7 protein-coding genes and 1 pseudogene are annotated in these 25,668 nt (G+C 73.8%); 3 read left to right on the forward strand and 5 right to left on the reverse strand.

Features of this window, described 5'->3' with window-relative positions; translation table 11 throughout:
* Positions 1–30: 30 nt before the first annotated feature.
* Both GA0070623_RS09210 and GA0070623_RS09215 read right to left on the reverse strand, forming a co-directional pair.
* Positions 31–9,108 (reverse strand): type I polyketide synthase, encoded by a 9,078-nt coding sequence (locus tag GA0070623_RS09210; RefSeq protein ID WP_089003980.1) that lies wholly within the window; start codon positions 9,106–9,108, stop codon positions 31–33.
* Positions 9,109–9,155: 47 nt separating this feature from the next.
* A pseudogene (locus GA0070623_RS09215) lies at positions 9,156–14,573 on the reverse strand (type I polyketide synthase); the annotation flags it as partial.
* 366 nt (positions 14,574–14,939) lie between these two features.
* Here GA0070623_RS09215 and GA0070623_RS09220 point away from each other — a divergent pair.
* Positions 14,940–15,878 (forward strand): SMP-30/gluconolactonase/LRE family protein, encoded by a 939-nt coding sequence (locus GA0070623_RS09220; RefSeq protein WP_067305075.1) that lies wholly within the window; start codon positions 14,940–14,942, stop codon positions 15,876–15,878.
* Positions 15,879–16,032: 154 nt separating this feature from the next.
* Here GA0070623_RS09220 and GA0070623_RS09230 read toward each other — a convergent pair whose 3' ends face one another.
* The 3 genes from GA0070623_RS09230 to GA0070623_RS09240 form a co-directional block, all read right to left on the reverse strand.
* Positions 16,033–17,298 carry a glycoside hydrolase family 16 protein gene (locus tag GA0070623_RS09230; protein WP_067305068.1) on the reverse strand — a complete coding sequence of 422 codons (1,266 nt, stop codon included), beginning with the start codon at positions 17,296–17,298 and terminating at the stop codon, positions 16,033–16,035.
* Between the two features lie 293 nt (positions 17,299–17,591).
* Complete coding sequence (locus tag GA0070623_RS09235) at positions 17,592–17,810, reverse strand: hypothetical protein (RefSeq protein ID WP_067305065.1); 219 nt, start codon at positions 17,808–17,810, stop codon at positions 17,592–17,594.
* A gap of 75 nt (positions 17,811–17,885) precedes the next feature.
* Positions 17,886–18,977: an NYN domain-containing protein gene (locus GA0070623_RS09240; protein WP_067305101.1), complete on the reverse strand. Its 1,092-nt coding sequence runs from the start codon at positions 18,975–18,977 to the stop codon at positions 17,886–17,888.
* Between the two features lie 186 nt (positions 18,978–19,163).
* On the opposite strand from GA0070623_RS09240, the gene GA0070623_RS09245 reads away from it, so the two are divergent.
* Complete coding sequence (locus GA0070623_RS09245) at positions 19,164–19,871, forward strand: YoaK family protein (RefSeq protein WP_067305062.1); 708 nt, start codon at positions 19,164–19,166, stop codon at positions 19,869–19,871.
* A gap of 233 nt (positions 19,872–20,104) precedes the next feature.
* The gene (locus tag GA0070623_RS09250) at positions 20,105–25,570 is read left to right on the forward strand and encodes an ATP-binding protein (RefSeq protein ID WP_067305059.1); all 5,466 of its coding nucleotides are present in this window, start codon (positions 20,105–20,107) and stop codon (positions 25,568–25,570) included.
* The last annotated feature ends 98 nt before the right edge of the window (positions 25,571–25,668 follow it).

Consider the following 25,668-nt stretch of genomic DNA (forward strand, 5'->3'; position numbering starts at 1 on the left):
AGGAACCCATTCCTGGACGGAGCCGACGGATCATGAGGTGCCGAACTTGCTGTCGATGAAGTCGAAGAGGTCGTCGTCGGAGGCCGTGTCGAGATCCTCGGCGACGCTGGCGACCTCGGCCGGACGCTGCCCGGCGGTCCAGGCCGCGAGCAGGGCCTTGAGCCGCTCCCCCACCCCGGCCCGGGTGCTCTCGTCGAGGGCGGCCACCGCGTCGGCGTCCAGGGTGGACAGCGCGGCCTGGAGCCGGTCGAGGTCGTCGAGCAGGGTGACGCCCCCGGCGTCGGCGGGCACCAGCTCGGTGAGCAGTTGCTGGGCCAGCTCGGTCGGGGTCGGATGGTCGAAGACCAGGGTCGCGGGCAGCCGCAGCGCCGTCTCGGTGGCGAGCCGGTTACGCAGCTCGACGGCGGTCAGCGAGTCGAAGCCGGCCTCCTTGAACGCCCGCTCGGGGTCGACGTCGGCCCCGGAGGCGTACCCGAGGACGGCGGCGACCTGGTCGCGGACCAGGGCGAGGACGGTGTCGAGGCGGTCCGGGGACGGCATCGCGGCGAGCCGGCCGGCGAGGTCGGCGGTCGCGGTCGCCGGGGCGGCCGGCTCGCTCTCCGGCTGGGCGTCGGGGAGCGCGGCGAGCAGTGGCCGGGGCCGGGACAGGGTGTAGATCGGCGTGAACCGGATCCAGTCGACGTCGGCGACGACGAGGTGGCTCTCGTCGTGGTCGAGGGCCTGCCCGAGCGCCCGGACGGCGAGCCGGGGATCCATCGGCGGGGTGCCCTGCCGGCGGAGGTGGGCGGTGGCCTCCCCGTCGGCCATCCCGCCGCCGGCCCAGCTTCCCCAGGCGACCGAGGTCGCCACCGCACCCCGGCTGCGCCGCCGGTGCGCCAGCGCGTCGAGGAACGCGTTCGCCGTCGCGTACCCGGCCTGACCGGCACTGCCCCACACCGCCGCACCCGACGAGAACAGCACGAACGCGTCCAGCGACCGGTCGGCCAGCAACGCGTCGAGGTGCACCGCACCGAGCACCTTCGCCCGGCACACCTCGGCGAACTCGGCCACGCTGGTCTCCGGCAGGGACTTCTCCTGGTGCAGCACCCCGGCCGCGTGGAAGACCCCGGTCAGTTCGTCACCGAGGTCGGCCAGCAGCGCGGCGACCGCCTCCCGGTCGGCCACGTCACACGCCACCACCTCCACCCCCGGATACCGGGCCGTCAACTCGGCCGCACCGGGGGCCGCCGGACCACGCCGGCTCGCCAGCACCACCCGGTCGGCGCCGTGGTCGAGCAGCCATCCGGTGAGCTGACCGCCGATGCCGCCGGTACCGCCGGTGACCAGCACCGTGCCGCCGGGCTGCCAGCGCCGCTCGGGGCTGCCGGCGGTGGGCCAGCGGACCAGCCGGCGGGCCAGAACTCCGGCGGTACGCACGGCCACCTGGTCCTCCGCACCGGCGGCGAGCACGTCGGTGAGCCGCTCGACGTGCCCGTCGGTCCAGTCGGCGGGCAGGTCGACCAGGCCACCCCAGGAGTGCGGGTACTCCAGGGACAGCACGGTGCCCAGCCCCCAGAGCGCGCCCTGGGTGGGGTGCGGCAGGTCCTCGAACCGGTCGACGGCGACCCCACCCGCGGTGAGGCACCAGACCCGACCGGCGAACTCGGTCGCGGTGAGCGCCTGGATCAGCGCCACGGTGTCGGTGACGCCGACGGAGAGGCCGGCGCCGGCGGCGTCGGGGGTGTCGTCGAGGGCGAGCAGGGAGAGCACCCCGGTCGGGGTGTCCCCGTCGGGCAGCACGGTGCCGGTGACGGTGACGACATCAGCGCCCCGGGCGGCCAGCCCGTCGGCGACGGCCCGTACCCGTGCGTCGTGGCTACCGGGGTCGGCGAGCCCGTCCGGGCGTCCCCCGGTCGACCCGGCCGGTACGACGAGCCACCAGGTGCCGGTCAGCACACCGCCGACGGGCAGCTCGGTGGAGCGCCACACCACCCGGTAGCGCCAGTCGTCCAGGGTGGACGCGTCCCGCTGCCGGGACCGCCAGGCGGCGAGGCCGGGCAGCACCTCGGTGACCACGCCGGGCGCGACGCCGAGGCCGTCGGCGAGCAGGTCGGTGTCGGCCCGGTCGACGGCGTCCCAGAACCCGCCGTCGGCGGTGGCGGTGCCGGCGGTGGCGGGGTCGGGCTCGATCCAGTAGCGCTGGTGCTGGAAGGCGTAGGTGGGCAGGTCGACCTGCCGACCACCCGGGTTGACCACCGACCAGTCCAGGTCGACGCCGCTGACCCACGCCTGGGCCATCCCGGTGGCGTACGCCTGCACCTGCTCCCGGTCCCGACGCTGCACCGCGATGGTCACCGCGCCGTCCACACAGTCCGCCACCATCGCGGTCAGCACGCTGTCCGGACCGATCTCGATGAACCGGGTCACGCCCCGCGCGGCGAGGGCGGCCACCGCGTCGGCGAACCGCACCGTCCCCCGCACCTGACCCTGCCAGTACCCGACCGAACCCAACTCATCGTCACCAGCCAGGTCACCGGTCACCGTCGACACCAGGGGAATCTGCGCCGGGCTCGCGGTGACACCCGCCAGAACCCGCCCGTAGTCAGCCAGCATCGGATCCATCAGGTGCGAGTGGAACGCATGCGACACCCGCAACCGCCGCGTCTTCACCTCCAGCGACGCCTCCAACGCCGCGACCCGCTCCTCCGTGCCGGACACCACGACCGCGCGGGGACCGTTCACCGCCGCCACGTCGACGTCACCCAGATCCAGCTCCGCCAGCGGCGCGGCAATCGCCAACATCGCCCCACCCGCCGGAAGCGCCTGCATCAGGCCGCCCCGGGCCGCCACCACCCGACACGCGTCCGCCAGCGACCACACCCCGGCGACATGCGCGGCGGCCAGCTCACCGATCGAATGACCCGCCACGAAATCCGGCTTCAACCCCCACGACTCCGCCAGCCGGAACAACGCCACCTCGACCGCGAACAGGGCCGGCTGCGTCCACCCCGTCCGGTCCAACACCCCGTCCGGATCGGTGAACATCACCTCCCGCAGATCACCGTCCAACAACGGCCCGAACGCCGCACACACCTCCTCCAGGGCCTGCGCGAACACCGGGAACGCCGCCGCCAGCTCACGGCCCATCCCGACCCGCTGCGCACCCTGACCGGTGAACAACACCGCCGTCCGACCGGCGACGACCCGACCCGACAGGCCACCACCGGCAGCCAGAGCCTCCAGACCGGAGACGAGACCAGCAGCGGAACCACCGACCACCACACCCCGGTGGTCCAACGCCGCCCGACCGACAGCGAGAGAATGCCCGACGTCGACGGGACGCTCATCGGTGAGGAAGTCCGCCAGCCGGGTCGCCTGGGCCGCGAGGCCGGCAGTGGAACGGCTGGCCAGCGGCCAGAGCACCACCGGCGGCTCGGGGGCCTCGACCGGTTCGACGGACCCGACCGGCGGGGCCTCCTCGACGATCACGTGCGCGTTGGTGCCGCTGATCCCGAACGACGACACCCCGGCCCGACGGGGCCGCTCCCCCGCCGGCCAGTCCACCGGCTCGGTCAACAGCCGGACGTCCCCGGCCGCCCAGTCCACCTGCCGGGACGGCGTAGCCGCGTGCAGGGTGCGCGGCAGCGTGCCGTGCCGCATCGCCATCACCATCTTGATCACCCCGGCCATACCCGCGGCGGCCTGGGCGTGGCCCATGTTCGACTTGATCGAGCCGAGCCACAGCGGCCGGTCCCGGTCCCGGCCGTAGGTGGCGAGCAGCGCCTGGGCCTCGATCGGGTCACCGAGGGTGGTGCCGGTGCCGTGCGCCTCGACCGCGTCGACCTCGTCGGGGGTGAGCCGGGCGTTGGCCAGCGCCGCCCGGATCACCCGCTGCTGCGCCGGCCCGTTCGGCGCGGTCAACCCGTTCGACGCCCCGTCCTGGTTCACCGCCGAACCCCGGATCAACCCGTACACCCGGTGCCCGTTACGCCGGGCGTCGGAGAGCCGCTCCAGCACCAGCACACCGACCCCCTCGGACCAGCCGGTGCCGTCGGCGTCGTCGGAGAACGACTTGCACCGGCCGTCCGGGGCGAGCCCCCGCTGCCGGCTGAACGCCACGAACGGGGTGGGGTTCGCCATCACCAGCACACCGCCGGCGATGGCGGTACCGCACTCCCCGGCCCGTAGCGCCTGGCTGGCCAGGTGCAACGCGACCAGCGACGAGGAACAGGCCGTGTCGACGGTCATCGACGGCCCTTCGAAACCGAACGCGTACGACACCCGGCCGGAGATCACCGACGCGGAGCTGCCGGTGCTCAGGTACGCCTCCGACTCGGCGGGGGCGAGGCCGAGCAGGTCGCCGTAGTCCTGGGCGCCGGAGCCGACGAAGACGCCGACCGGGCTGCCGCGCAGCGCCTCCGGGTCCATGCCGGCCCGTTCGCACGCCTCCCAGGTGACTTCGAGCATCAGCCGCTGCTGCGGGTCCATGGCGATCGCCTCGCGCGGCGAGATGCCGAAGAACTCGGCGTCGAACGCGCCCGCCTCGTAGACGAAACCGCCGGAGCGGACGTAGCTGGTGCCGGGCCGGTCCGGGTCGGCGTCGAAGAGCGCGTCGGCGTCCCAGCCCCGGTCGACGGGGAACGCGCTGATCGCGTCGGTGCCGCTGTCGACCAGCCGCCACAGGTCCTCCGGGGACCGCACCCCGCCGGGGTAGCGGCAGCTCATCCCGATGATGGCGATCGGCTCGTCGGGGTCGGACCCGGTGCTGGCCGGTGTCGCGGTGGCCGGGCCGGTGCCGCCGACGAGTTCGTCGTACAGGTGGCGGGCCAGCACGGCGGGGGTCGGGTGGTCGTACACCATGGTGGCCGGCAGCCGCAGCCCGACGGCCGCGTCGAGGGCGTCGCGCAGCTCCACGGCGGTCAGCGAGTCGAAGCCGAGTTCCCGGAACGGCCGCTGGACGTCCACGGTGGTCGTCGCGTCGTAGCCGAGGACGGCGGCGACCCGGGTACGGACGGTGTCCAGCAGGTACGGCAGCCGGTCGGCGTCGGGCAGCCCGGCCAGGACGGAGGTGTCGGCCGGCACGTCCGGCACGACGGTCGCCGGGGTCTGGTGGGCCTCGGGGAGCGCGGCGAGCAGCGGCCGGGGCCGGGCCAGGGTGTAGATCGGGGTGAACCGGGTCCAGTCGATGTCGGTGACCACGAGGTGGCTCTCGTCGTGGTCGAGGACCTGCTGCAACGCGCCGAGGGCGAGACGCGGCTCCATCGGCGGGGTGCCCTGCCGCAGCAGGTGCCCGGTGGCCTTGTCGTCGACCATGCCACCACCGGCCCAGGTGCCCCAGGCCACCGAGGTGGCGGTCCGGCCCCGACGGCGGCGCTGGTGGGCGAGGGCGTCGAGGAAGGCGTTGCCGGTGCCGTAGGCGGCCTGCCCGGCGCTGCCCCACACCGCCGCGCCGGAGGCGAACAGCACGAACGCGTCGAGTGGCCGGTCGCCGAGCAGCGCGTCGAGGTGGGTCGCGCCGAGAACCTTGGCCCGGCACACCGCGGCGAAGTCGTCGAGGTCGGTCTCGCCGAGCGGGGCGGGGTCGTCGAGCACCCCGGCGGCGTGGAAGACGGCGGTCAGGTCGTCGCCGATCCCGTCGAGCAGCGCGGCGACGGCCTCCCGGTCGGCCACGTCGCAGGCGACGACCTGCACACCGGGCAACCGGGCCGCCAGGTCGGCGGCCCCGGGCGCGGCCGGACCGCGCCGGCTGGCCAGCACCACCCGCTCGGCGCCCCGGTCGAGGAGCCATTCGGTGAGGTGGGCGCCGATGCCGCCGGTACCGCCGGTGACCAGCATCGTTCCGGTGGGCTGCCAGCGCCGCTCGGGGCTGCCGGCCACCGGCCAGCGGACCATCCGCCGGGCCAGCACCCCGGCGGTACGCAGGGCGACCTGGTCCTCGCCGCCGTCGGCGAGCACGTCGACGAGCCGGTCGAGGAGGCCGGGCGTCCAGTCGGCGGGCAGGTCGACCAGGCCGCCCCACCAGTCGGGGTAGTCGAGGGAGAGCACGGTGCCGAGGCCCCAGAGCCCGGCCTGCGCGGCGTGCGGCAGGTCCTCGTACCGGTCGACGGCGACACCGCCGGTGGTGAGGCACCAGAGCCGGCCGGTGAAAGCGGCGGCGGCGAGGGCGTGCACCAGGCGTACGGTGCCGGTGACCCCGGCGGACAGCCCGGCGTCGTACGGGTCGGGGGTGTCGTCGAGGCCGAGCAGCGACACCACCCCGGCGGGGGTGCCCCGGTCGGCGAGGGCGGCAGCGCCGCCGGTGGACAGGTCGGTGGCGGTGAGCCGGGTGACGGCAGCGCCGCGGGCGGCGAGCGCGTCGGCCACGGCGGTGGCCCGAGGGTCGTCGGCGGGAGCATCCGGCGTGACGATCCACCAGCCGCCGGTCAGCTCCGGCCCGGTGGGCAGGCCGGTGTCCCGCCACACCACCCGGTACCGCCAGCCGTCGGTGACGGTGGCCGGCGCGGCGGTGGGCGCTTCCAGCCAGTAGCGCTGCCGGGCGAAGGCGTAGCTGGGCAGGTCGACCTGGGTGCCCGGGTTGACCGCCGACCAGTCGAGGTCGACGCCGCTGGTCCACGCCTGGGCCATCCCGGTGGCGTACGCCTGCACCTGCTCCCGGTCGCGGCGCTGCACCGCGATGGTCACCGCGTCGTCCACGCAGTCGGCCACCATCGCGGTCAGCACGCTGTCCGGCCCGATCTCGATGAACCGGGTCACGCCCCGCGCCGCCAGAGCAGCCACCGCATCGGCGAACCGCACCGTCCCCCGCACCTGACCCTGCCAGTACCCGACCGAACCCAACTCGTCGTCGGTAGCCAGGTCACCGGTCGCGGTCGACACCAACGGGACACCCGCCGGATTGGCGGTCACGCTGTCGACGACCCGCCCATACTCGGCCAGCATCGGATCCATCAGGTGCGAATGGAACGCGTGCGACACCCGAAGCCGCCGCGTCTTCACCTCCAGGGAGGCCTCCAGCGCCGCGACCTGCTCCTCCGTGCCGGACACCACGACCGCGCGGGGACCGTTGACCGCCGCCACGTCGACGTCACCCAGATCCAGCTCCGCCAGCGGCGCGGCGATCGCCAACATCGCCCCACCCGCCGGAAGGGCCTGCATCAACCCACCACGGGCCGCGACGACCCGACACGCGTCGTCCAGCGACCACACCCCGGCCACGTACGCGGCGGCCAGCTCACCGATCGAATGACCCGCCACGAAATCCGGCTTCAACCCCCACGACTCCGCCAGCCGGAACAACGCCACCTCGACCGCGAACAGGGCCGGCTGCGTCCACCCCGTCCGGTCCAACACCCCGTCCGGATCGGTGAACATCACCTCCCGCAGATCACCGTCCAACAACGGCCCGAACGCCGCACACACCTCGTCCAACGCCGCCGCGAACACCGGGAACGCCGCCGCAAGGTCACGACCCATCCCCACCCGCTGCGCACCCTGACCGGTGAACAACACCGCCGTCCGACCGGCGACGACCCGACCCGACAGGCCACCACCAGCAGCCAGCGCCTCCAGACCGGAGACGAGACCAGCAGCGGAACCACCGACCGCCACCCCCCGGAACTCCAGCCCGGCCCGACCCGCACCCAACGAGAACCCCACCTCCACCGGGCGCGCGTCGGTGCCGGCGGCGAACTCCGCGATGCTGGCGGCCTGCCGACCCATGCCCTCGGGCGAGCGCCCCGAGACCGGCCAGAGGGTGACCGGCGGGGTCGGCCCGGGTTCGGCGTCCTCGACGGGAGGGGCCTGTTCCACGATGAGGTGCACGTTGGTGCCGCTGATCCCGAACGCCGACACGCCGGCCCGACGGGGCCGGTCCACCGCCGGCCAGTCCACCGGCTCGGTCAACAGCCGGACGTCCCCGGCCGTCCAGTCCACCTGCCGGGACGGCGTAGCCGCGTGCAGGGTGCGCGGCAGCGTGCCGTGCCGCATCGCCAGCACCATCTTGATCACCCCGGCGACCCCGGCGGCGGCCTGGGCGTGCCCGATGTTCGACTTGATCGAGCCGAGGAAGAGGGGGCGGTCCCGGCCCCGGCCGTAGGTTGCCAGGATCGCCTGGGCCTCGATCGGGTCACCGAGGCTGGTGCCGGTGCCGTGCGCCTCGACCGCGTCGACCTCGTCGGGGGTGAGCCGGGCGTTGGCCAGCGCCGCCCGGATCACCCGCTGCTGCGCCGGCCCGTTCGGCGCGGTCAACCCGTTCGACGCCCCGTCCTGGTTCACCGCCGAACCCCGGATCAACCCGTACACCCGGTGCCCGTTACGCCGGGCGTCGGAGAGCCGCTCCAGCACCACCAGGCCGGCGCCCTCGGACCAGGCCGCGCCGTCGGCCCCGTCGCCGAAGGAGCGGCACCGGCCGTCCGGCGACAGCGCCCGTTGCCGGCTGAACTCGACGAAGAGCTGCGGGGTGGCCATCACGGCGACCCCGCCGGCCAGGGCCAGCCCGCACTCCTCCTTGCGCAGCGACTGGCAGGCCAGATGCATCGCCACGGACGACGACGAGCAGGCGGTGTCGACGGTGATCGCCGGTCCCTCCAGGCCGAGGTTGTAGGCGACCCGGCCGGAGACGAGGCTGCCGGAGGTGGTGCTGTCGACGTAGTCGTGGTGCATCACCCCGACGAAGACACCGGTGGCGCTGCCCTTCAGGGCGAGCGGGTCGATGCCGCCGTGCTCGAACGCCTGCCAGGCCACCTCCAGCAGCAACCGTTGCTGCGGGTCGGTCTCCACCGCGTCCCGGGGGCTCATCCCGAAGAAGCCCGGGTCGAACTCGGCCGCGTCGTGCAGGAAGCCGCCGTGCCGGGTGTAGCTCTTGCCGGGCCTGCCGGGTTCCGGGTCGTAGACCCCGTCGACGTCCCAGCCCCGGTCGGTGGGGAAGCCGGAGATGGCGTCGGTGCCGTCGGCGACGAGCCGCCACAGGTCCTCCGGCGACCGGACCCCGCCGGGGTAGCGGCAGCCCATGCCGACGATCGCGATCGGCTCCTGGTCCCGGCCCTCCACCTCACGCAGCCGCCGGTTGGCCTGTTGCAGTTCGGCGGTGGCGCGCTTGAGGAAGGTCCGGAGCTTGTCGTCGTTCGCCATCGTTCACACCAATCTTTCCCGCGCCGCAGGTTCGTCGGAGGCTGTCCTCAGGAGATGCCGAGCTCGTTCTCCAGCACGTCGAACAGCTCCTCGTCGGTGGCGGACTCGTAGTCGTGCCGGGCGTCGTCGTCGGGGTCGCCACCGGCCCGGTCGTGCCAGCCGCGCAGCACCGCCTCCAGCCGGGCGGTGATCCGGCCGTGCTCGTCGTCGGGCACCCCGGTCAGGGCCTTCTCCAACCGGTCGAGGTCGGCGAGCACCGCGGCGGCCGGGTCGGCGTCGGGCACCACCAGTTCGGCCTTCAGCGCGCGGGCCAGGGCGACGGGTTCGGGGTGGTCGAAGACGAGGGTGGCGGGTAGCCGCAGCCCGGTGACGGTGCTGAGCACGTTGCGGAACTCGACGGCGGCGAGGGAGTCGAAACCGAGGTCCTTGAACGCCCGGCCGGGTTCCACCGAGGACGGGCCGGGGAAGCCCAGCACCGCGGCGGTGTGCGTACGCACCAGGTCGAGCAGCAGGGTGTCCCGGTCCACGTCGGAGAGTCCGGCGAGCCGCTCGGCCAGCGTCGGGCCGCCGGCCGCCGCGCCGCCGGTGGCGGTGGCGGTGGGTCGGGCCTGGGTGCGGACCAGACCGCGCAGCACGGCGGGCAGCGCGTCGGTGCGCCGCCGCAGCGCGTCCAGGTCGACCCGCACCGGTACGACGCTGGCCCGGTCGGAGGCGACGGCCGCGTCGAAGAGTTCCAGCCCCTCGTCGACGGTCATCGCGGGCATCCCCAGCCTGCGCATCCGGTGCAGGTCGGCGTCGTCGAGGTGGCCGCCCATCCCGGTACCGGTGTCCCACAGGCCGAAGGCCAGCGAGGTGGCCGGCAGGCCGTCGGCCCGGCGGCGTTGGGCGAGCGCGTCGAGGAACAGGTTCGCGGCGGCGTAGTTGGCCTGGCCGGCACCCGCCACCCAGGCGGCCGACGAGGAGAACAGCACGAAGGCGGTCAGGTCGCGGTCCCGGGTGAGGTCGTGCAGGTGCCAGGCGGCGTCCACCTTGGGCCGCAGCACCCGGTGCAGCTGGGCGGGGGTGAGGGCGTCGACCAGCGCGTTCTCGGCGGTGCCGGCGGCGTGCACCACGGCGGCGACCGGGTGGTCGGCGAGCAGCGCGGCGACCGCGTCCCGGTCGGCGACGTCGCAGGCGGCGACCGTCACGTCGACACCGGCGGCGGTGAGATCCGCGACCAGTTCCGTCGCGCCGGGCGTGCCCGCACCGCTGCGCCCGGTCAACAGCAGCCGGCGTACGCCGTGCCGGGTGACCAGGTGCCGGGCGACGAGGCTGCCCAGCCCGCCGAGGCCACCAGTGATCAGGACGGTGCCGTCGGCGGGCCACGGGCCGGCGGCGGTGTCGACGGGCAGCCGGGTGAGCCGGGGCACCAGCAGCCGACCGTCCCGGACGGCCACCTCGGGTTCGCCGGTGGCCAGCGCCGCCGCGAGGTGTCCGGCGTCGACCTCGCCGGTGCCGTCGGTGTCGACCAGTACGAACCGGCCGGGGTGTTCGGCCTCGGCGGCGCGGACCAGCCCCCACCGGGCCGCCGAGGCGGGGTCGACCCGGGTGTCACCGGCCGCCACCGCGCCACGGGTGTGCAGCACGAGCGTGCTGTGCGCGTACCCCGGGTGGGTGAGCCAGCGGCGCAGCAGCCCCAGCAGGCGTTCGGTGTCCCGGTGCACGGCCTCCGGTGCCGTGCCGGGCGGGTCGAGGGCGACCACGACGGTGCCGGCCCCGGGCTCGGGCAGGTCCGCGTCGACGTCGACCAGGGTCCAGTCGGCGGCGGCGACGCCGGGGGTGGGGACGGGCTGCCAGTCCACCTCGTACAGGTGGCGGTGCCGGTTGCGGGCGGCGACGCCGAGGGCGTCGGCGGCGACCGGCCGGACCACCAGCTGCTCGATGGTGGCGACCGGGTTGCCGTGCCCGTCGGCGACGGTGACGGCCAGCTTGTCGGCGGCGGCCGGGGAGATCCGCAGCCGCAGGGCGGCGGCGTGCGCGGCGTGCAGGGTGACGCCGCGCCAGGAGAACGGCAGCGGGGTGTCCCCCGCGCCCTCGTCGACCAGGTTGGCGTGCAGTGCCGCGTCGAGCAGCGCCGGATGCAGCAGGAACCGGGGGGCGTCGGCGGCCGCCGCCTCGGGCAGCGCCGCCTCGGCCCAGATCTCGGCGGCGTCGCCGTCGCCCCGCCGCCACACCGCGCGCAGCCCCTGGAACGCCGGCCCGTAGCCGTAGCCGTGGTCGCGCAGTCGCTGGTAGAGACCGTCGAGGTCGACGGGTTCGGCCCCGGCGGGGGGCCAGGCGGACAGGTCGGCCGCCGCCGGGTCGGCCCCGGCCTGCCGGACCAGGACCCCTTCGGCGTGCCGGGTCCAGTCGGTGTCGTCGGCCGCGTCGCCGGGCCGGGTCCAGATGCCGAGGGTACGCGCGCCGCTGTCGTCGGCGGCGTCGACCGTGACCCGCAGGGCGAGGTCCCCGTCGGCGGGCAGCACCAGTGGCGCGTTGATGGTCAACTCGTCGATCACCGGGCAGCCGACCTGGTCACCGGCGCGCAGAGCGAGTTCGACCAGCCCGGTGCCGGGGACAAGCACGGTGTCGAAGACCGCATGGTCGGCGAGCCACGGCTGGGCGGTACGGGAGAGCCGGCCGGTGAGCACCACGCCGCCGGTGCCGGGCAGGTCGACGACGGCACCGAGCATCGGGTGGTCGGCGGCCAGCTGGCCGAGCCCGGTGGTGTCACCGGCACCCGGGGGCACGTCGAGCCAGTAGCGCTGGTGCTGGAAGGCGTAGGTGGGCAGGTCGACCTGCCGACCACCCGGGTTGACCGCCGACCAGTTCAGGTCGACGCCGCTGACCCACGCCTGCGCCATGCCGGTGGCGTACGCCACCACCTGGTCCTCCGCGTCGCGCTGCACCGGGCCGGCGGTCCCGGACCGCACCCGACGCTGCAACGGAACCGCCACCGCGTCGTCCACACAGTCCGCCACCATCGCGGTCAGCACGCTGTCCGGACCGATCTCCACGAACCGCGTCACACCCCGCGCCGCCAGAGCAGCCACCGCATCGGCGAACCGCACCGTCCCCCGCACCTGACCCTGCCAGTACCCGACCGAACCCAACTCATCGTCACCAGCCAGGTCACCGGTCACCGTCGACACCAGGGGAATCTGCGCCGGGCTCGCGGTGACACCCGCCAGAACCCGCCCGTAGTCAGCCAGCATCGGATCCATCAGGTGCGAGTGGAACGCATGCGACACCCGCAACCGCCGCGTCTTCACCTCCAGCGACGCCTCCAACGCCGCGACCCGCTCCTGCGTCCCCGACACCACGACCGCGCGGGGACCGTTCACCGCCGCCACGTCGACGTCACCCAGATCCAGCTCCGCCAGCGGCGCGGCAATCGCCAACATCGCCCCACCCGCCGGAAGGGCCTGCATCAGGCCGCCCCGGGCCGCCACGACCCGACACGCGTCCGCCAGCGACCACACCCCGGCCACATGCGCGGCAGCCAGCTCACCGATCGAATGACCCGCCACGAAATCCGGCTTCAACCCCCACGACTCCGCGAGCCGGAACAACGCCACCTCGACCGCGAACAACGCCGGCTGCGTCCACCCCGTCTCGTCGAGGACACCATCCGGATCGGTGAACATCACCTCCCGCAGATCACCGCCGAGCAACGGCCCGAACGCCGCACACACCTCGTCCAACGCCGCCGCGAACACCGGGAACGCCGCCGCCAGCTCACGACCCATCCCCACCCGCTGCGCACCCTGACCGGTGAACAACACCGCCGTCCGACCGGCGACGACCCGACCCGACAGGCCACCACCGGCAGCCAGCGACTCCAGACCCGCCGACAGCCCCACCGCGTCCCGACCGACCGCCACCCCCCGGAACTCCAGTCCGGCCCGACCCGCACCCAACGAGAACCCCACCTCCACCGGACGCGCGTCGCTCGGCCGGGCACCCAGCCGTTCGGCCTGCCCGGCCAGCGCCGCCGTGGACCGGGCGGACAGCGGCCAGAGCACCACCGGCGGCTCGGCGACCTCGGCCGGCCCGGCGTCCTCGACCGGGGGTGCCTGCTCCAGCACCACGTGGGCGTTGGTGCCGCTGAGCCCGAACGACGACACGGCAGCCCGGCGGGGTCGCCCGGTCGTCGGCCAGTCCACCGGCTCGGTCAGCAGCCGGACGTCCCCGGCCGTCCAGTCGACGTGCGGGGTGGGCCGGTCGACGTGCAGGGTGCGGGGCAGGACGCCGTACCGCATCGCCAGCACCATCTTGATCACCCCGGCGATCCCGGCGGCGGCCTGGGTGTGGCCCAGGTTGGACTTCACCGAGCCCAGCCAGAGCGGCTGCTCGCGGTCCCGGCCGTAGGTGGCGAGGATCGCCTGGGCCTCGATCGGGTCACCGAGACGGGTGCCGGTGCCGTGCGCCTCGACGGCGTCCACCTGGTCGGCGGTGAGCCGGGCGTTGGCCAGGGCGTCGGCGATGACCCGGCGTTGCGACGGGCCGTTGGGGGCGGTGAGGCCGCTGCTGGCCCCGTCCTGGTTGACCGCGGTGCCCCGGACCACGGCCAGCACCCGGTGCCCGTGGCGCTGGGCGTCACTGAGCCGCTCGACCAGCAGCACCCCGACGCCCTCGGCCCAGCCGGTGCCGTCGGCGGCGGCGGCGAACGGCTTGCACCGGCCGTCGGCGGCCAGGCCCCGCTGCCGGCTGAAGTCGACGAACGTCTCCGGGGTGGCCATCACGGTCACCCCACCGGCCAGCGCCAGGGTGCACTCCTCGCGGCGCAGCGCCTGGATCGCCAGGTGCAGGGCGACCAGCGACGACGAGCAGGCGGTGTCCACGGTGATCGCCGGGCCTTCGAGGCCGAGCACGTAGGCGACCCGGCCGGAGACGATGCTGCCGGTGTTGCCGGTGCCGATGAAGCCCTCCAGCTCGGCGGGCACCGTCGGCAGCCGGCTCGAATAGTCGTGGTACATCAGGCCGGCGAACACGCCGGTACGACTGCCCCGCACCGAAACCGGGTCGATGCCGGCCGATTCAAAAGCCTCCCAGGACGCTTCCAGCAACAGTCGTTGCTGCGGGTCCATGGCGAGCGCCTCACGCGGGGAGATACTGAAGAACTCGGCGTCGAAAAGCGCGGCGTCGGAGAGGAAACCACCCGTCCTCGCGTACGTCTTGCCGGCCTTTGAATCGTCGGGGTCGTAAATGTCGTCGACATTCCAGCCCCGGTCGTCGGGGAAGTCGGACACCGCGTCCGCCCCGTCGACCAGCAGTTGCCACAGGGCGGCCGGGCTGTCCACACCACCCGGGAACCGGCAGCTCATGCCCACGATCGCGATCGGGTCGTATTCCCGGCGCTCGGCCTGACGCAGCTGCCGGCGGGCCTCACGCAAATCGGTGGTGGCCCGCTTCAGGTACCCGAGAAGCTTCTCCTCGTTCTCCATCTACGTCTCCCGCCACTAGACCCAGCCGGGCAGACCCGGGCCAATATCGACTCACGGGTCAGCGCGGCGGAAATTGTCGAAACAGAGAGCTTCTACAGGCATTCTTGGTTGTCCGCGATGACCCTACGGCGGCCCGCCGCACCCTAGACCCCCTACCGCCCCCAGAGCGCCCCCTAGGCGTCGGGGGTCCAACCTCGACTGTCCGGCACCCGGTCGGCCCGCCGCGACCGCCGGCTGGGGTTGCCCGTCGGGCACCGGACCGGCGACGGACGTAAAGTCGGGAGAGTCCTGGCCCCACGATCCTCGGCAGCCCGGCACCACACGGATCCACCACCGGCACCGGGCTGTCGGCCCCGAAGGAGCACAGTGAACAGACGCCTCCGGACCGCCCTCGCCCTCACCCTGACCGGCACGCTGCTGACCACGGTCGCGGTGACGCCGGCGCAGGCCCACCCGGCGCAGCGCCTCCCCGACGTCATCGCCCTGCCCGACGGCTTCCAGCCCGAGGGCATCGCCACCGCCGGCCGGTACGCCTTCCTCGGCTCCCGCGCCACCGGCGCGATCCAGCGGGTCGACCTGGTGACCGGGCGCGGCAGTCAGCTCAGCCCGCCGACCGGCACTCCGTCGCTCGGCCTCAAGATCGACCAGCAGGGCCGGCTCTTCGTCGCCGGTGGCACCACCGGGGACGCCCGGGTGGTCGACACCCGGACGGGGCAGGTCCTGGCGACCTATACGTTCGCCGGTGCGCCCAGCTTCGTCAACGACGTCGTGCTCACCCGCGACGCCGCCTGGTTCACCGACTCGTACCGGCCGGTGCTCTACCGGGTGCCGTTCGGCCGGCACGGGGCGCTGCCGGCGGCCGACGCCGTCACGACGGTGCCGTTGACCGGGGCGTACCAGCAGGTCCCGGACACGATCAACCTCAACGGCATCGTGGACACCCCGGACGGCCGGGCGTTGATCGTGGTGCAGTCCAACACCGGGAACCTGTTCCGGGTGGACCCGGGCACCGGGGCGACCACCGTGGTGGACGTGCCCGGGCACTCGTTCGTCGCCGGTGACGGCCTGCTGCGCGACGGCGACACCCTCTACGTGGTGCAGAACCGGTTGCAGCAGATCACCGTGGTCGCGCTGGACCGGGCGGGCACCTCGGGCACGGTCACCGGGACGCTCACCGACCCGGACTTCGACGTGCCGACCACTGTCGCCAAGGCGCTCGGCCGGCTCTACCTGCCGAACGCCCGGTTCACCACGACGCCGACGCCGACCACGCCGTACGCGATCGTCGCGGTCCGCCCGGCCTGACCACCACCCCGGGGGTACGCGCGGAGGTCGCGGGTGCCCCCGGGGCTCCGGCCGCGGACCGGCGCGGCGGGGCCGGGCTCCCCGGTGCGCCGGGACGCCCGGTCCACGACCGTCGGGCCGGCCGTGGCGGCCGGCCCGACGGCGCTCGGGCCGGTCAGGCCCGGGACCACTTCTGGCTGCTCACCCCGAGGCAGTCCCACAGGTGCAGCTTGCCGCCGTTGTTGGGGTTCTGGTCCCGCACGTCGACGCACCGGTTGGCGCTGAGGTTGACCAGGTCGCCCGCGCCGTTCAGGGTGAACCGCTGGGCCGGGTTGCCGTTACAGGTGACCAGGTTGACCTCGGTGCCGTTGGCGGTGCCGGCCCAGGCCGGGTCCATGCACTTGCCCATCGCGCGCACGGTGCCGTCGCTCGCGAAGGTCCAGGCCTGGGCGGCGGTGGTGTTGCAGTCCCAGATCTGGAGCTTGGCCCCGTCGACCGGGTCGGCGCTCGGGATGTCGATGCACCGGCCGCTCTGCGCGCCCCGGATCCGGGTGGTGCCCGACGGCGGGTTGCCCCCGCCCGGCACGTAGCTGGAGACCCGGACGTAGTCGACGAGCATCTGCTGGGGGAACTGGGTGGAGCCGTCGGGGTAGCCGGGCCAGTTGCCGCCCACCGCGACGTTGAGGATCATGAAGAACGGGTGGTCGAAGACCCAGCGGTTGCCGCCGAGCCGGGACGGGTCGACCCGGTGGTACTCGACACCGTCGAGGTACCAGACGATCAGGTTCGGCTCCCAGTCCACCCGGTAGGTGTGGAAGGTGTCGGCGAGCGGCTGGCCGATGGTGCGGCTGCCGGTGATGCCGCCGCCGCCGGAGTAGCCGGGGCCGTGCACGGTGCCGTAGACCGTGTTCGGTTCCCGGCCGATGTTCTCCATGACGTCGATCTCGCCGGCGTTGGGCCAGCCGGCGCCGCCCATGTCGTTGCCGAGCATCCAGAACGCCGGCCAGATGCCCTGACCGCGCGGGATCTTGATGCGGGCCTCGAACCGCCCGTACGCCTGGGTGAAGGTGGCGGCGGTGAGCAGCCGGGCCGAGGTGTACTCGCACCGGCCGTAGTGGCACTGGTAGTTGGCCGGGTTCTCCCGGCGGGCGGTGATGACCAGGTTGCCCTGTCCGTCGTGGACGGCGTTGCTGGTGCTGTTGGTGTAGTACTGCCGCTCGTTGTTGCCCCAACCGCCACCGCCGATGTCGAAGCGCCAGCGGTTCTGGTCGACGGGGGTGCCGGCGCCGGCGTTGAACTCGTCCTGCCAGGTGATGCCGCCGATGGCGGCGGAGGCCGGCTCGGCCTGGGCGGGCAGGACCAGGGCGGCGGCGAGGGTGACGAGGGCGACGGCCGCGCGGGCGAGGGGTCGGGACCGGGGGACGGGTCGGGTTCCGGGCACGTGAGGCTCCTTCGGGGCGACATCGGGTGCGGGGGAATCTGCCGGGGAGAGCGCTCTCCACGAAGGATGTCGATTTCCCGCACTTCTGTCAAGAAAGTTGACAGTTAATCCGACCGCTCCGACCACCTGAACGGAGATGGTGACCAGAAAATCACTCTCGGTAATCGTGGGGTGTGGCGCGCGACGTCGCAGGGGGCGGGCCTCCCCGAAGGGGGCACTCAGCCCGGGAGTTACCGGTCGACCGGGGCCGGATGCGGGCGGGACGCGGTGCGGACCGCCCGCCGGCCCGCTGGTCAGCGGTGCAGACCGCGCCAGGAGGGATTGCTGCCGCGCCAGGCGTCGGCCAGGATGAGTGCCGCCGCCCGACTCGGGCACTGCTGCACGCGGGAGCGACCCGACGCCCCGCCGATCTGCGCCTGGACCTCCCAGGCCTCCCCGTCGGTACGGATGTACACGTCCCGCCGCCCGCGCGGGCTCGGGTCACCGTTCCACCAGTGCTCCTCGACCATCATTTACCGACCGTATAGCAAATCGGCGTCGGAACGTGAGTCACGAATTCGTCGAGGCCCGCCGACGGCCTCCCCCGGTCACCCCTGTCGGGGGGTGAGCAGGTAGTCGTCGGCCTCCGCGCTCCACGCCAGGGTGACCTCGCCGGCGGTCGCGGCGGCCTTGCCGAACTGGAGGAAACTGCGGTAGCCGAGCTTCTTCTCGCTGAACTCCGGGCGGGCCCGGCGGAGCTGGTTCTTGAGCCCGGAGAGCGCCACCGGCCCCCCGGACGCGGCCAGCTCCGCCACCACGGTCCGCAACAACGCGAAGGCCACCTCCTGGTCGCCGTGCTCCGGCAGGGACACCTCCGGGTCGCCCTTGGCCGGCCCCTCCGCCAGCTCGACGACGTTGTGCCCGGCGAGGTGGCGCAGCAGCTCGCCGAAGGTACGGAACCCGTAGTCGGATTCGCTGAAGGTGGGATCCTTGCGCAGCAGGGTGCGCTTCAGCCGGGAGGCGGTCACCTCGCCGTCGGAGCTGCCCTGGAGCCCGGCGACGGTCTGGGCGACCAGCACCGCGAGCGCGTCCGCGTCGCGGGCCGGCTCCTCGGCGGCCGGCGGACGCTCCGGCTCGACCGCCTCCCGGTCCACCTGGCCCGGCTGCGGCGGCTCCGTCGGCCGGGCGGCCGGCCGACCACGACGGCCCCGGACCGGCAGGACGTCGACGCCCTCCAGCCGGTCGTAGTAGAGGAACTCGTCGCAGGCGGGCGGCAGCAGCGCCGAGGTGGACTTCTCCACCCCGACCCCGATCACCCGCTTGTTGAGTTCGCGGAGCTTGTGCACCAGCGGGGTGAAGTCGCTGTCCCCGGTGCAGATGACGAAGGTGGAGATGTAGCCGCGCTCGAAGGCCAGCTCCACCGCGTCGACCGCCATCTTGATGTCGGCGGCGTTCTTGCGGGACGCCCCCATCCGCTGCGGGATCTCGATCAGCTCGACGTGCGAGCGGGTGAGCATCCGGCGGTCCTCGTCGAAGTACGACCAGTCGGCGTACGCCCGGCGTACCACCACCCGCCCCCGCTCGGCCAACGCGTCGGCGATCGGCCGGAAGTCGAACGCCCGCCCGCCATGGTGGTCCCGCGCTCCCAGCGCCAGGTTCTCGTAGTCGAGAAAGAGCGCGATCCGATCCTCTTGATCCACCCGCCCACCGTACGCCCGCACCCGCCCGGCACCACCCCGCCACGTCGAACCGTCCGGCGGCACCCGGTGGGCGGGCCTTCCGCCGGGGGCGCCGGCCGGCCCGGTGGGCGGCCACGGTCCGGCCTCCTGACGCGTTGTCGCAGCTCATGGGTAGAATCCCGGCCGGAAACGATCATCGGAAGGGCCATGACGAAGAGGTACGAGCTGCCGCTGCTGGTGCTGACCGCGGCGACCGGGGCGGTCGACGGCGTCAGCTACCTCGCCCTGGACCGGGTCTTCACCGGCAACATGACCGGCAACGTGCTCTTCATCGGCTTCGGGCTGGCCGGGGTGTCCGGGCTGCCGGTGCTCAACAACCTGCTGGCGCTGCTGGCGTTCATGCTCGGCGCGGTGCTCGCTGCCCGGTTGACCCGGGGTGCATCGGGGCCGGCGAAGCTGCCCGCCGCCGGCCTGGCCATCCTGGTCGGCGGCAGTGTGCTGTCGCTCGTCCTGGCCGGCATCTGGCTCGCCACCGGCCCGCCGGCGCACGGCACGATGCTGGTCGTCACCGCCCTGCTCGCCCTGGTGCTCGGCGCGCAGGCCGCGGCGGTCAAGCACATCGGCATCCGGGACCTCTCCACCGTCGTGGTGACCATGACCATGGTGAACCTCTCCGCCGACAGCCGGGCGGCCGGCGGTCCCGGCACGGCGTGGCTGCGCCGGTTCGGGGCGATCACCGCGATGGGGCTGGGCGCCTTCGTCGCCGCGGTGCTGACCCTGCGGGTCAACGGGGCGGTGGCCCTGGTCGTGGCCGGGGCGCTGCTGGCCCTCGGCACGACGCTGATCGCGGTGGCCCGCCGTCGGGAGGTCGCGGCGGCGTCGACGCCCGACGGACCCGCCGCCGGGGGCCACTGACCCCCGTCCCACCGCCCCACCGCCGCCCAGCCCCGCGAGCTGCCCGGACGGCGTGGAGCCCGGCGGACCGGGCGGGGAAGACCAAAAACTTTTGTGGGTTTCCTACAACGGTCACCGCTCAGGGTTCGGTGATTACGACATGGCGCTACCGGCCGGCACCCGGAAGGGTGATCGCTGTCAGGGGTCGATGCCTTGCGGCGCGTACTCGTGGATCTACCGGAGGAGTCGATCGGGTGTTCAGCCGTGTCGCCATCGTCAACCGGGGTGAGGCCGCGATGCGCCTCATTCACGCGGTCCGAGAGTTGGCCGCGCAGACCGACACCCGGATCGAGACCGTGGCCCTCTATACCGACGTCGATCGCGCCGCGACCTTCGTCCGCGAGGCCGACATCGCCTACGATCTCGGTCCCGCGTCCGCCCGGCCGTACCTCGACCTGAAGCGGCTGGAGCACGCCCTGGTCGAGACCGGGGCCGACGCCGCCTGGGTCGGCTGGGGCTTCGTCGCCGAGGACCCGGCCTTCGCGGAGCTGTGCGAGAAGATCGGCATCACCTTCGTCGGGCCGAGCCCGGACGCGATGCGCAAGCTCGGCGACAAGATCGGCGCGAAGCTGATCGCCGAGGAGGTCGGCGTGCCGGTCGCGCCGTGGAGCCGGGGCGCGGTGGAGACCCTGGAGGCGGCGATCGCCGCCGCCGCCGAGATCGGCTACCCGCTGATGCTCAAGGCGACCGCCGGCGGTGGCGGGCGGGGCATCCGCGTGGTCACCAGCGACGCCGAGCTGGCCGACGCCTACCAGCGCACCAGCCAGGAGGCGGCCCGCGCCTTCGGTAGCGGGATCGTGTTCCTGGAGCGCCTGGTCACCGGCGCCCGGCACGTCGAGGTGCAGGTGATCGCGGACGGCCAGGGCACCGCCTGGGCGCTCGGCGTCCGGGACTGCTCGGTGCAGCGGCGCAACCAGAAGGTCATCGAGGAGTCCGCCTCACCGGTGCTCGGCCCGGAGCAGACGGCCGAGCTCAAGTCCTCGGCCGAGCGGCTGGCCGTCGCGGTCGGCTACCGGGGTGCCGCCACCGTCGAGTTCCTCTACCACCCGGGCGACCGGCTGTTCGCCTTCCTGGAGGTCAACACCCGGCTCCAGGTGGAGCACCCGATCACCGAGCTGACCACCGGGTTCGACCTGGTCAAGGCGCAGCTGCACGTCGCGGCGGGCGGCCGGCTCGACGGGGTGCCGCCGGTGGAGCGCGGGCACGCCATCGAGGCCCGGCTCAACGCCGAGGACCCGGACCGCGACTTCGCCCCCGCCCCGGGCCGGATCGCCCGGCTGGACCTGCCCGCCGGCCCCGGCATCCGGGTGGACACCGGGGTCAGCGAGGGCGACACCATCCCGGCCGACTTCGACTCGATGATCGCGAAGATCATCGCGTACGGGCGGGACCGGGACGAGGCGCTCGGCCGACTGCGCCGGGCGATGGCCGACACCACGGTGATCATCGAGGGCGGCGCGACCAACAAGAGCTTCGTGCTCGACCTGCTCGACCAGCCCGAGGTGATCGACGCCAGCGCCGACACCGGCTGGATCGACCGGGTCCGCGGCGAGGGCCGGCTCGTGTCGCACCGGCACTCCGCCGTCGCGCTCGCCGCCGCCGCGATCGAGGCGTACGAGGAGCAGGAGCGCGCCGAGCAGCAGCGGCTGCTGTCCACGGCGTTCGGTGGACGCCCGCAGGTGCAGCACGCCAGCGGCCGCCCGTTGGACCTCAAACTGCGCGGCGTGGGCTACCGGATGCGGGTGGCCCGGATCGGCGCGCACCGGTTCCGGGTCGGCATCGAGGCCGGCGGCGACGTGCGGACCGCCGACGTCGAGCTGGACCGGTTCGACCGGCACACCGGGCAGATCGCCGTCAACGGCGCCCGGTACCGGCTGCTCACCGGCACGCACGGGGCGATCCACCTGGTCGAGGTGGACGGGGTGACCCACCGGGTCGGCCGGGACGAGGGCGGCGTGATCCGCTCGCCGATGCCCGCGCTGGTCGTCGCGACGCCGGTGGAGGTGGGCGGCGAGGTCGAGGCGGGCGCACCGGTGCTGGTGCTGGAGGCGATGAAGATGGAGACGGTGCTGCGGGCACCGTTCCGCGCCCGGCTCAAGGAGTGCGGCGTCTCCGTCGGCAGCCAGGTGGAGGCCGGCGCGGCGCTGCTGCGGCTGGAGCCGCTGGCCGACGACACCGACGAGCCGACCGACGCCCCCACCGCCCCACCGGTCGAGCTGGACCTACCGGTCGCGCCCGACCTGGCCCCGGCGGTCGAGCGGTCCCGACGCGGCCAGGAGGACCTGCGCGGCCTGCTGCTGGGCTTCGACATGGACCCGCACGACGACGGCCGGGTGCTCGACGAGTATCTCGCCGCGCGGCGGGCCGCCATCGAGGACGGCCACCGCCCGCTGGCCGAGGAGATCGACCTCGTCGACGTCTTCGCCGACCTCGCCGAGCTGAGCCGCAACCGGCTGACCGGTGAGGACGGCAGCGGCGACAGCCACGTCCCGAGCGCCCGCGAGTACTTCCACACCTACCTGCAGAGCCTCGACGTCGAGCGGGCCGGGCTGCCGGCACCCTTCCAGGCCAAGCTGGCCAAGGCGCTCGGCCACTACGGTGTCACCGACCTGGAGCGCACCCCGGCCCTGGAGGCCGCCGTGTTCCGGATCTTCCTGGCCCAGCAGCGGGCCGCCGCCGACGCCACTGTCGTCGCGACGTTGCTGCGCTCCTGGCTGCGCGAACCGCCGCCGGACGCGGTGCTGCGCGAGCCCGCCGGCCTCGCGCTGGAGCGGCTGGTGGCGGCGACGCAGGTCCGCTTCCCGGTCGTCGCCGACCTGGCACGCGGGGTGGTGTTCGCCTGGTTCGCCCAGCCGCTGCTACTGCGCAACCGGGCCCGGCTGTACGCCTCGGTCCGCCGGCACCTGCGCCACCTGGACGCGCACCCGGATTCGGCGGACCGCGCCGAGCGGGTGGCGGAGATGGTCCGCAGCACCGAGCCCCTGGTCCGGGTGCTCGGCCAGCGGCTCGTCCGGCACCACCTCGACAACGCGGTGATGCTGGAGGTGCTGACCCGGCGGTACTACGGCAACAAGGGCCTGACCGACGTACGCACCCGTCGGGTCGCCGACTGCACGTTCGTGGTCGCCGAGCGGGCCGACTCCAGCCTGGTCTCCGCAGCGGTACGCTTCGACGCCCTCGGCGACGCGCTGCGCGGGCTCGGTGAGCTGGCCGGGGACGGCTCCGCCGTCGACGCCGACATCTACCTCGGCTGGGAGAACCAGCCGGAGGACTTCGACGCGATGGCCGCCGCGCTGCTGGAGGTCGTCAACGCGCACCCGCTGCCGTCCCAGGTCCGCCGGCTCACCACCACGGTGGCCGGGCGGGGCGGCGCGGTGATGCACCACCACTTCACGTTCCGCCCGTCGAGCACCGGGATGAGCGAGGAGCGGCTGATCCGGGGCCTGCACCCGTACATCGCCCAGCGGATGCAGCTGGAGCGGCTGCGCAAGTTCGACCTGACCCGGCTGCCGTCGTCGGACGAGGAGGTCTACCTCTTCCAGGCCGTGGCGCGGGAGAACCCGTCGGACGAGCGGCTCGTCGCGTTCGCCCAGGTGCGGGACCTGACCCCGCTGCGCGAGCAGGACGGCCGGCTGGTGGCCCTGCCGACGGCCGAGGACATCGTCGCCACCTGCCTGGACTCGATCCGCCGGGCGCAGACCCGCCGCCCGTCGAAGACCCGCTTCAACACCAACCGGATCGTCATCTACGTCTGGCCGCCGAGCGACCTGACCCGCGAGGAGATGGAGATGATCGCCGAGCGGGTCCGGCCGACCACGGTGGGCGCCGGGCTTGAGGAGATCCTCTTCATCGCGCGGCAGCGCGACCGCCGCACCGGCGAGCTGGCCAAGATCTCGGTTCGGATCTCCTTCGACGCCACCGGCGGAGCCGAGCTGACCATGGGCGAGCCGCCGGCCGACCCGGTCGAGCCGCTCGACGACTACCGGCTCAAGGTGCTGCGGGCCAGCAGCCGCAACACGGTGTACCCGTACGAGCTGACCGGGCTGCTCGGCAGGTTCGTCGAGCACGACCTCGACGACGACCACGCGCTGGTGCCGGTGGACCGGCCCCGGGGCCGCAACACGGCGGCGATCGTCGCGGGTGTGGTCACCACGCCGACGCCGAGGCACCCGCAGGGGGTGACCCGGGTGGTGCTGCTCGGCGACCCGACCAAGTCGCTCGGCGCGCTCTCCGAGGGCGAGTGCCGGCGGGTGATCGCCGCGCTGGACCTGGCCGAACGGCTGCGGGTGCCGCTGGAGTGGTACGCCCTGTCGGCCGGCGCGCGGATCTCGATGACCTCCGGCACCGAGAACATGGACTGGGTGGCGGCGGCGCTCAAGCGGATCGTCGAGTTCACCCAGGACGGCGGCGAGATCAACATCGTCGTCGCGGGGATCAACGTGGGCGCCCAGCCGTACTGGAACGCCGAGGCGACGATGCTCATGCACACCCGGGGCATCCTGGTGATGACGCCGGAGGCCGCGATGGTGCTCACCGGCAAGCAGTCCCTCGACTTCTCCGGTGGGGTGTCCGCCGAGGACAACTTCGGCATCGGCGGCTACGACCGGGTGATGGGTCCGAACGGGCAGGCGCAGTACTGGGCGCCCAACCTGACGGCGGCGCGGGACGTGCTGATGGCGTACTACGACCACACGTACGTCGCTCCCGGCGAGGACGCGCCGCGCCGGGCGACCACCATCGACCCGGTGGACCGGGACGTCACCGTCTTCCCGCACACCGTGGCCGGCAGTGACTTCACCACGGTGGGGGAGATCTTCTCCGCGACGGCGAACCCGGACCGCAAGAAGCCGTTCGACATCCGCACGGTGATGCGGGCCCTGGCCGACCAGGACCACCCGGTGCTGGAGCGCTGGGCGGGCATGGCCGACGCGGAGACCGCGGTGGTGCAGGACGTCCACCTCGGCGGCATCCCGGTCTGCCTGCTCGGCATCGAGTCGCGGTCGGTGCCCCGGCGGGGCTTCCCGCCCACCGACGGCCCGGACACCTACACCGCGGGCACCCTGTTCCCCCGCTCGTCCAAGAAGGCCGCGCGGGCGATCAACGCGGCCAGCGGCAACCGGCCGCTGGTGGTGCTGGCCAACCTGTCGGGCTTCGACGGCTCACCCGAGTCGATGCGCAAGCTGCAACTGGAGTACGGGGCCGAGATCGGCCGGGCGATCGTCAACTTCCGTGGACCCATCGTGTTCTGCGTGATCTCCCGGTACCACGGCGGGGCGTTCGTGGTCTTCTCCAAGGCGTTGAACCCGAACATGACCGTGCTGGCGCTGGAGGGCTCGTTCGCCTCGGTGCTCGGCGGCGCTCCGGCCGCGGCGGTGGTGTTCTCCGGTGACGTCAACGCCCGTACCGCTGCCGACCTGCGGGTCCGTGAGCTGGAGGGCCGCGTGGCAGCCGCCACCGGCACCGAGCGGGCCGCGCTGACCGCGGAACTCGACGAGATCCGTGCGGCGGTCCGCGCGGAGAAGCTCGGCGAGGTCGCGGCCGAGTTCGACCGGGTGCACAACATCCAGCGCGCGGTCGAGGTCGGGTCGGTCGACGCGGTGGTCCGGGCCGCCGAACTCCGCCCCCGCATCATCGAGGCGATCGAGTCCCGACTGGGCTGACCCGCCCGGGCCGGCATCGGCGTACCCCGCCCGAACAGATCCGGGCGGGGTGCGCCGATGCCGTCGGCCCACCCGCCGGTAGGGCCGGAGACCTCGAC

Source organism: Micromonospora rifamycinica, from assembly GCF_900090265.1.
Lineage (GTDB): Bacteria > Actinomycetota > Actinomycetes > Mycobacteriales > Micromonosporaceae > Micromonospora > Micromonospora rifamycinica.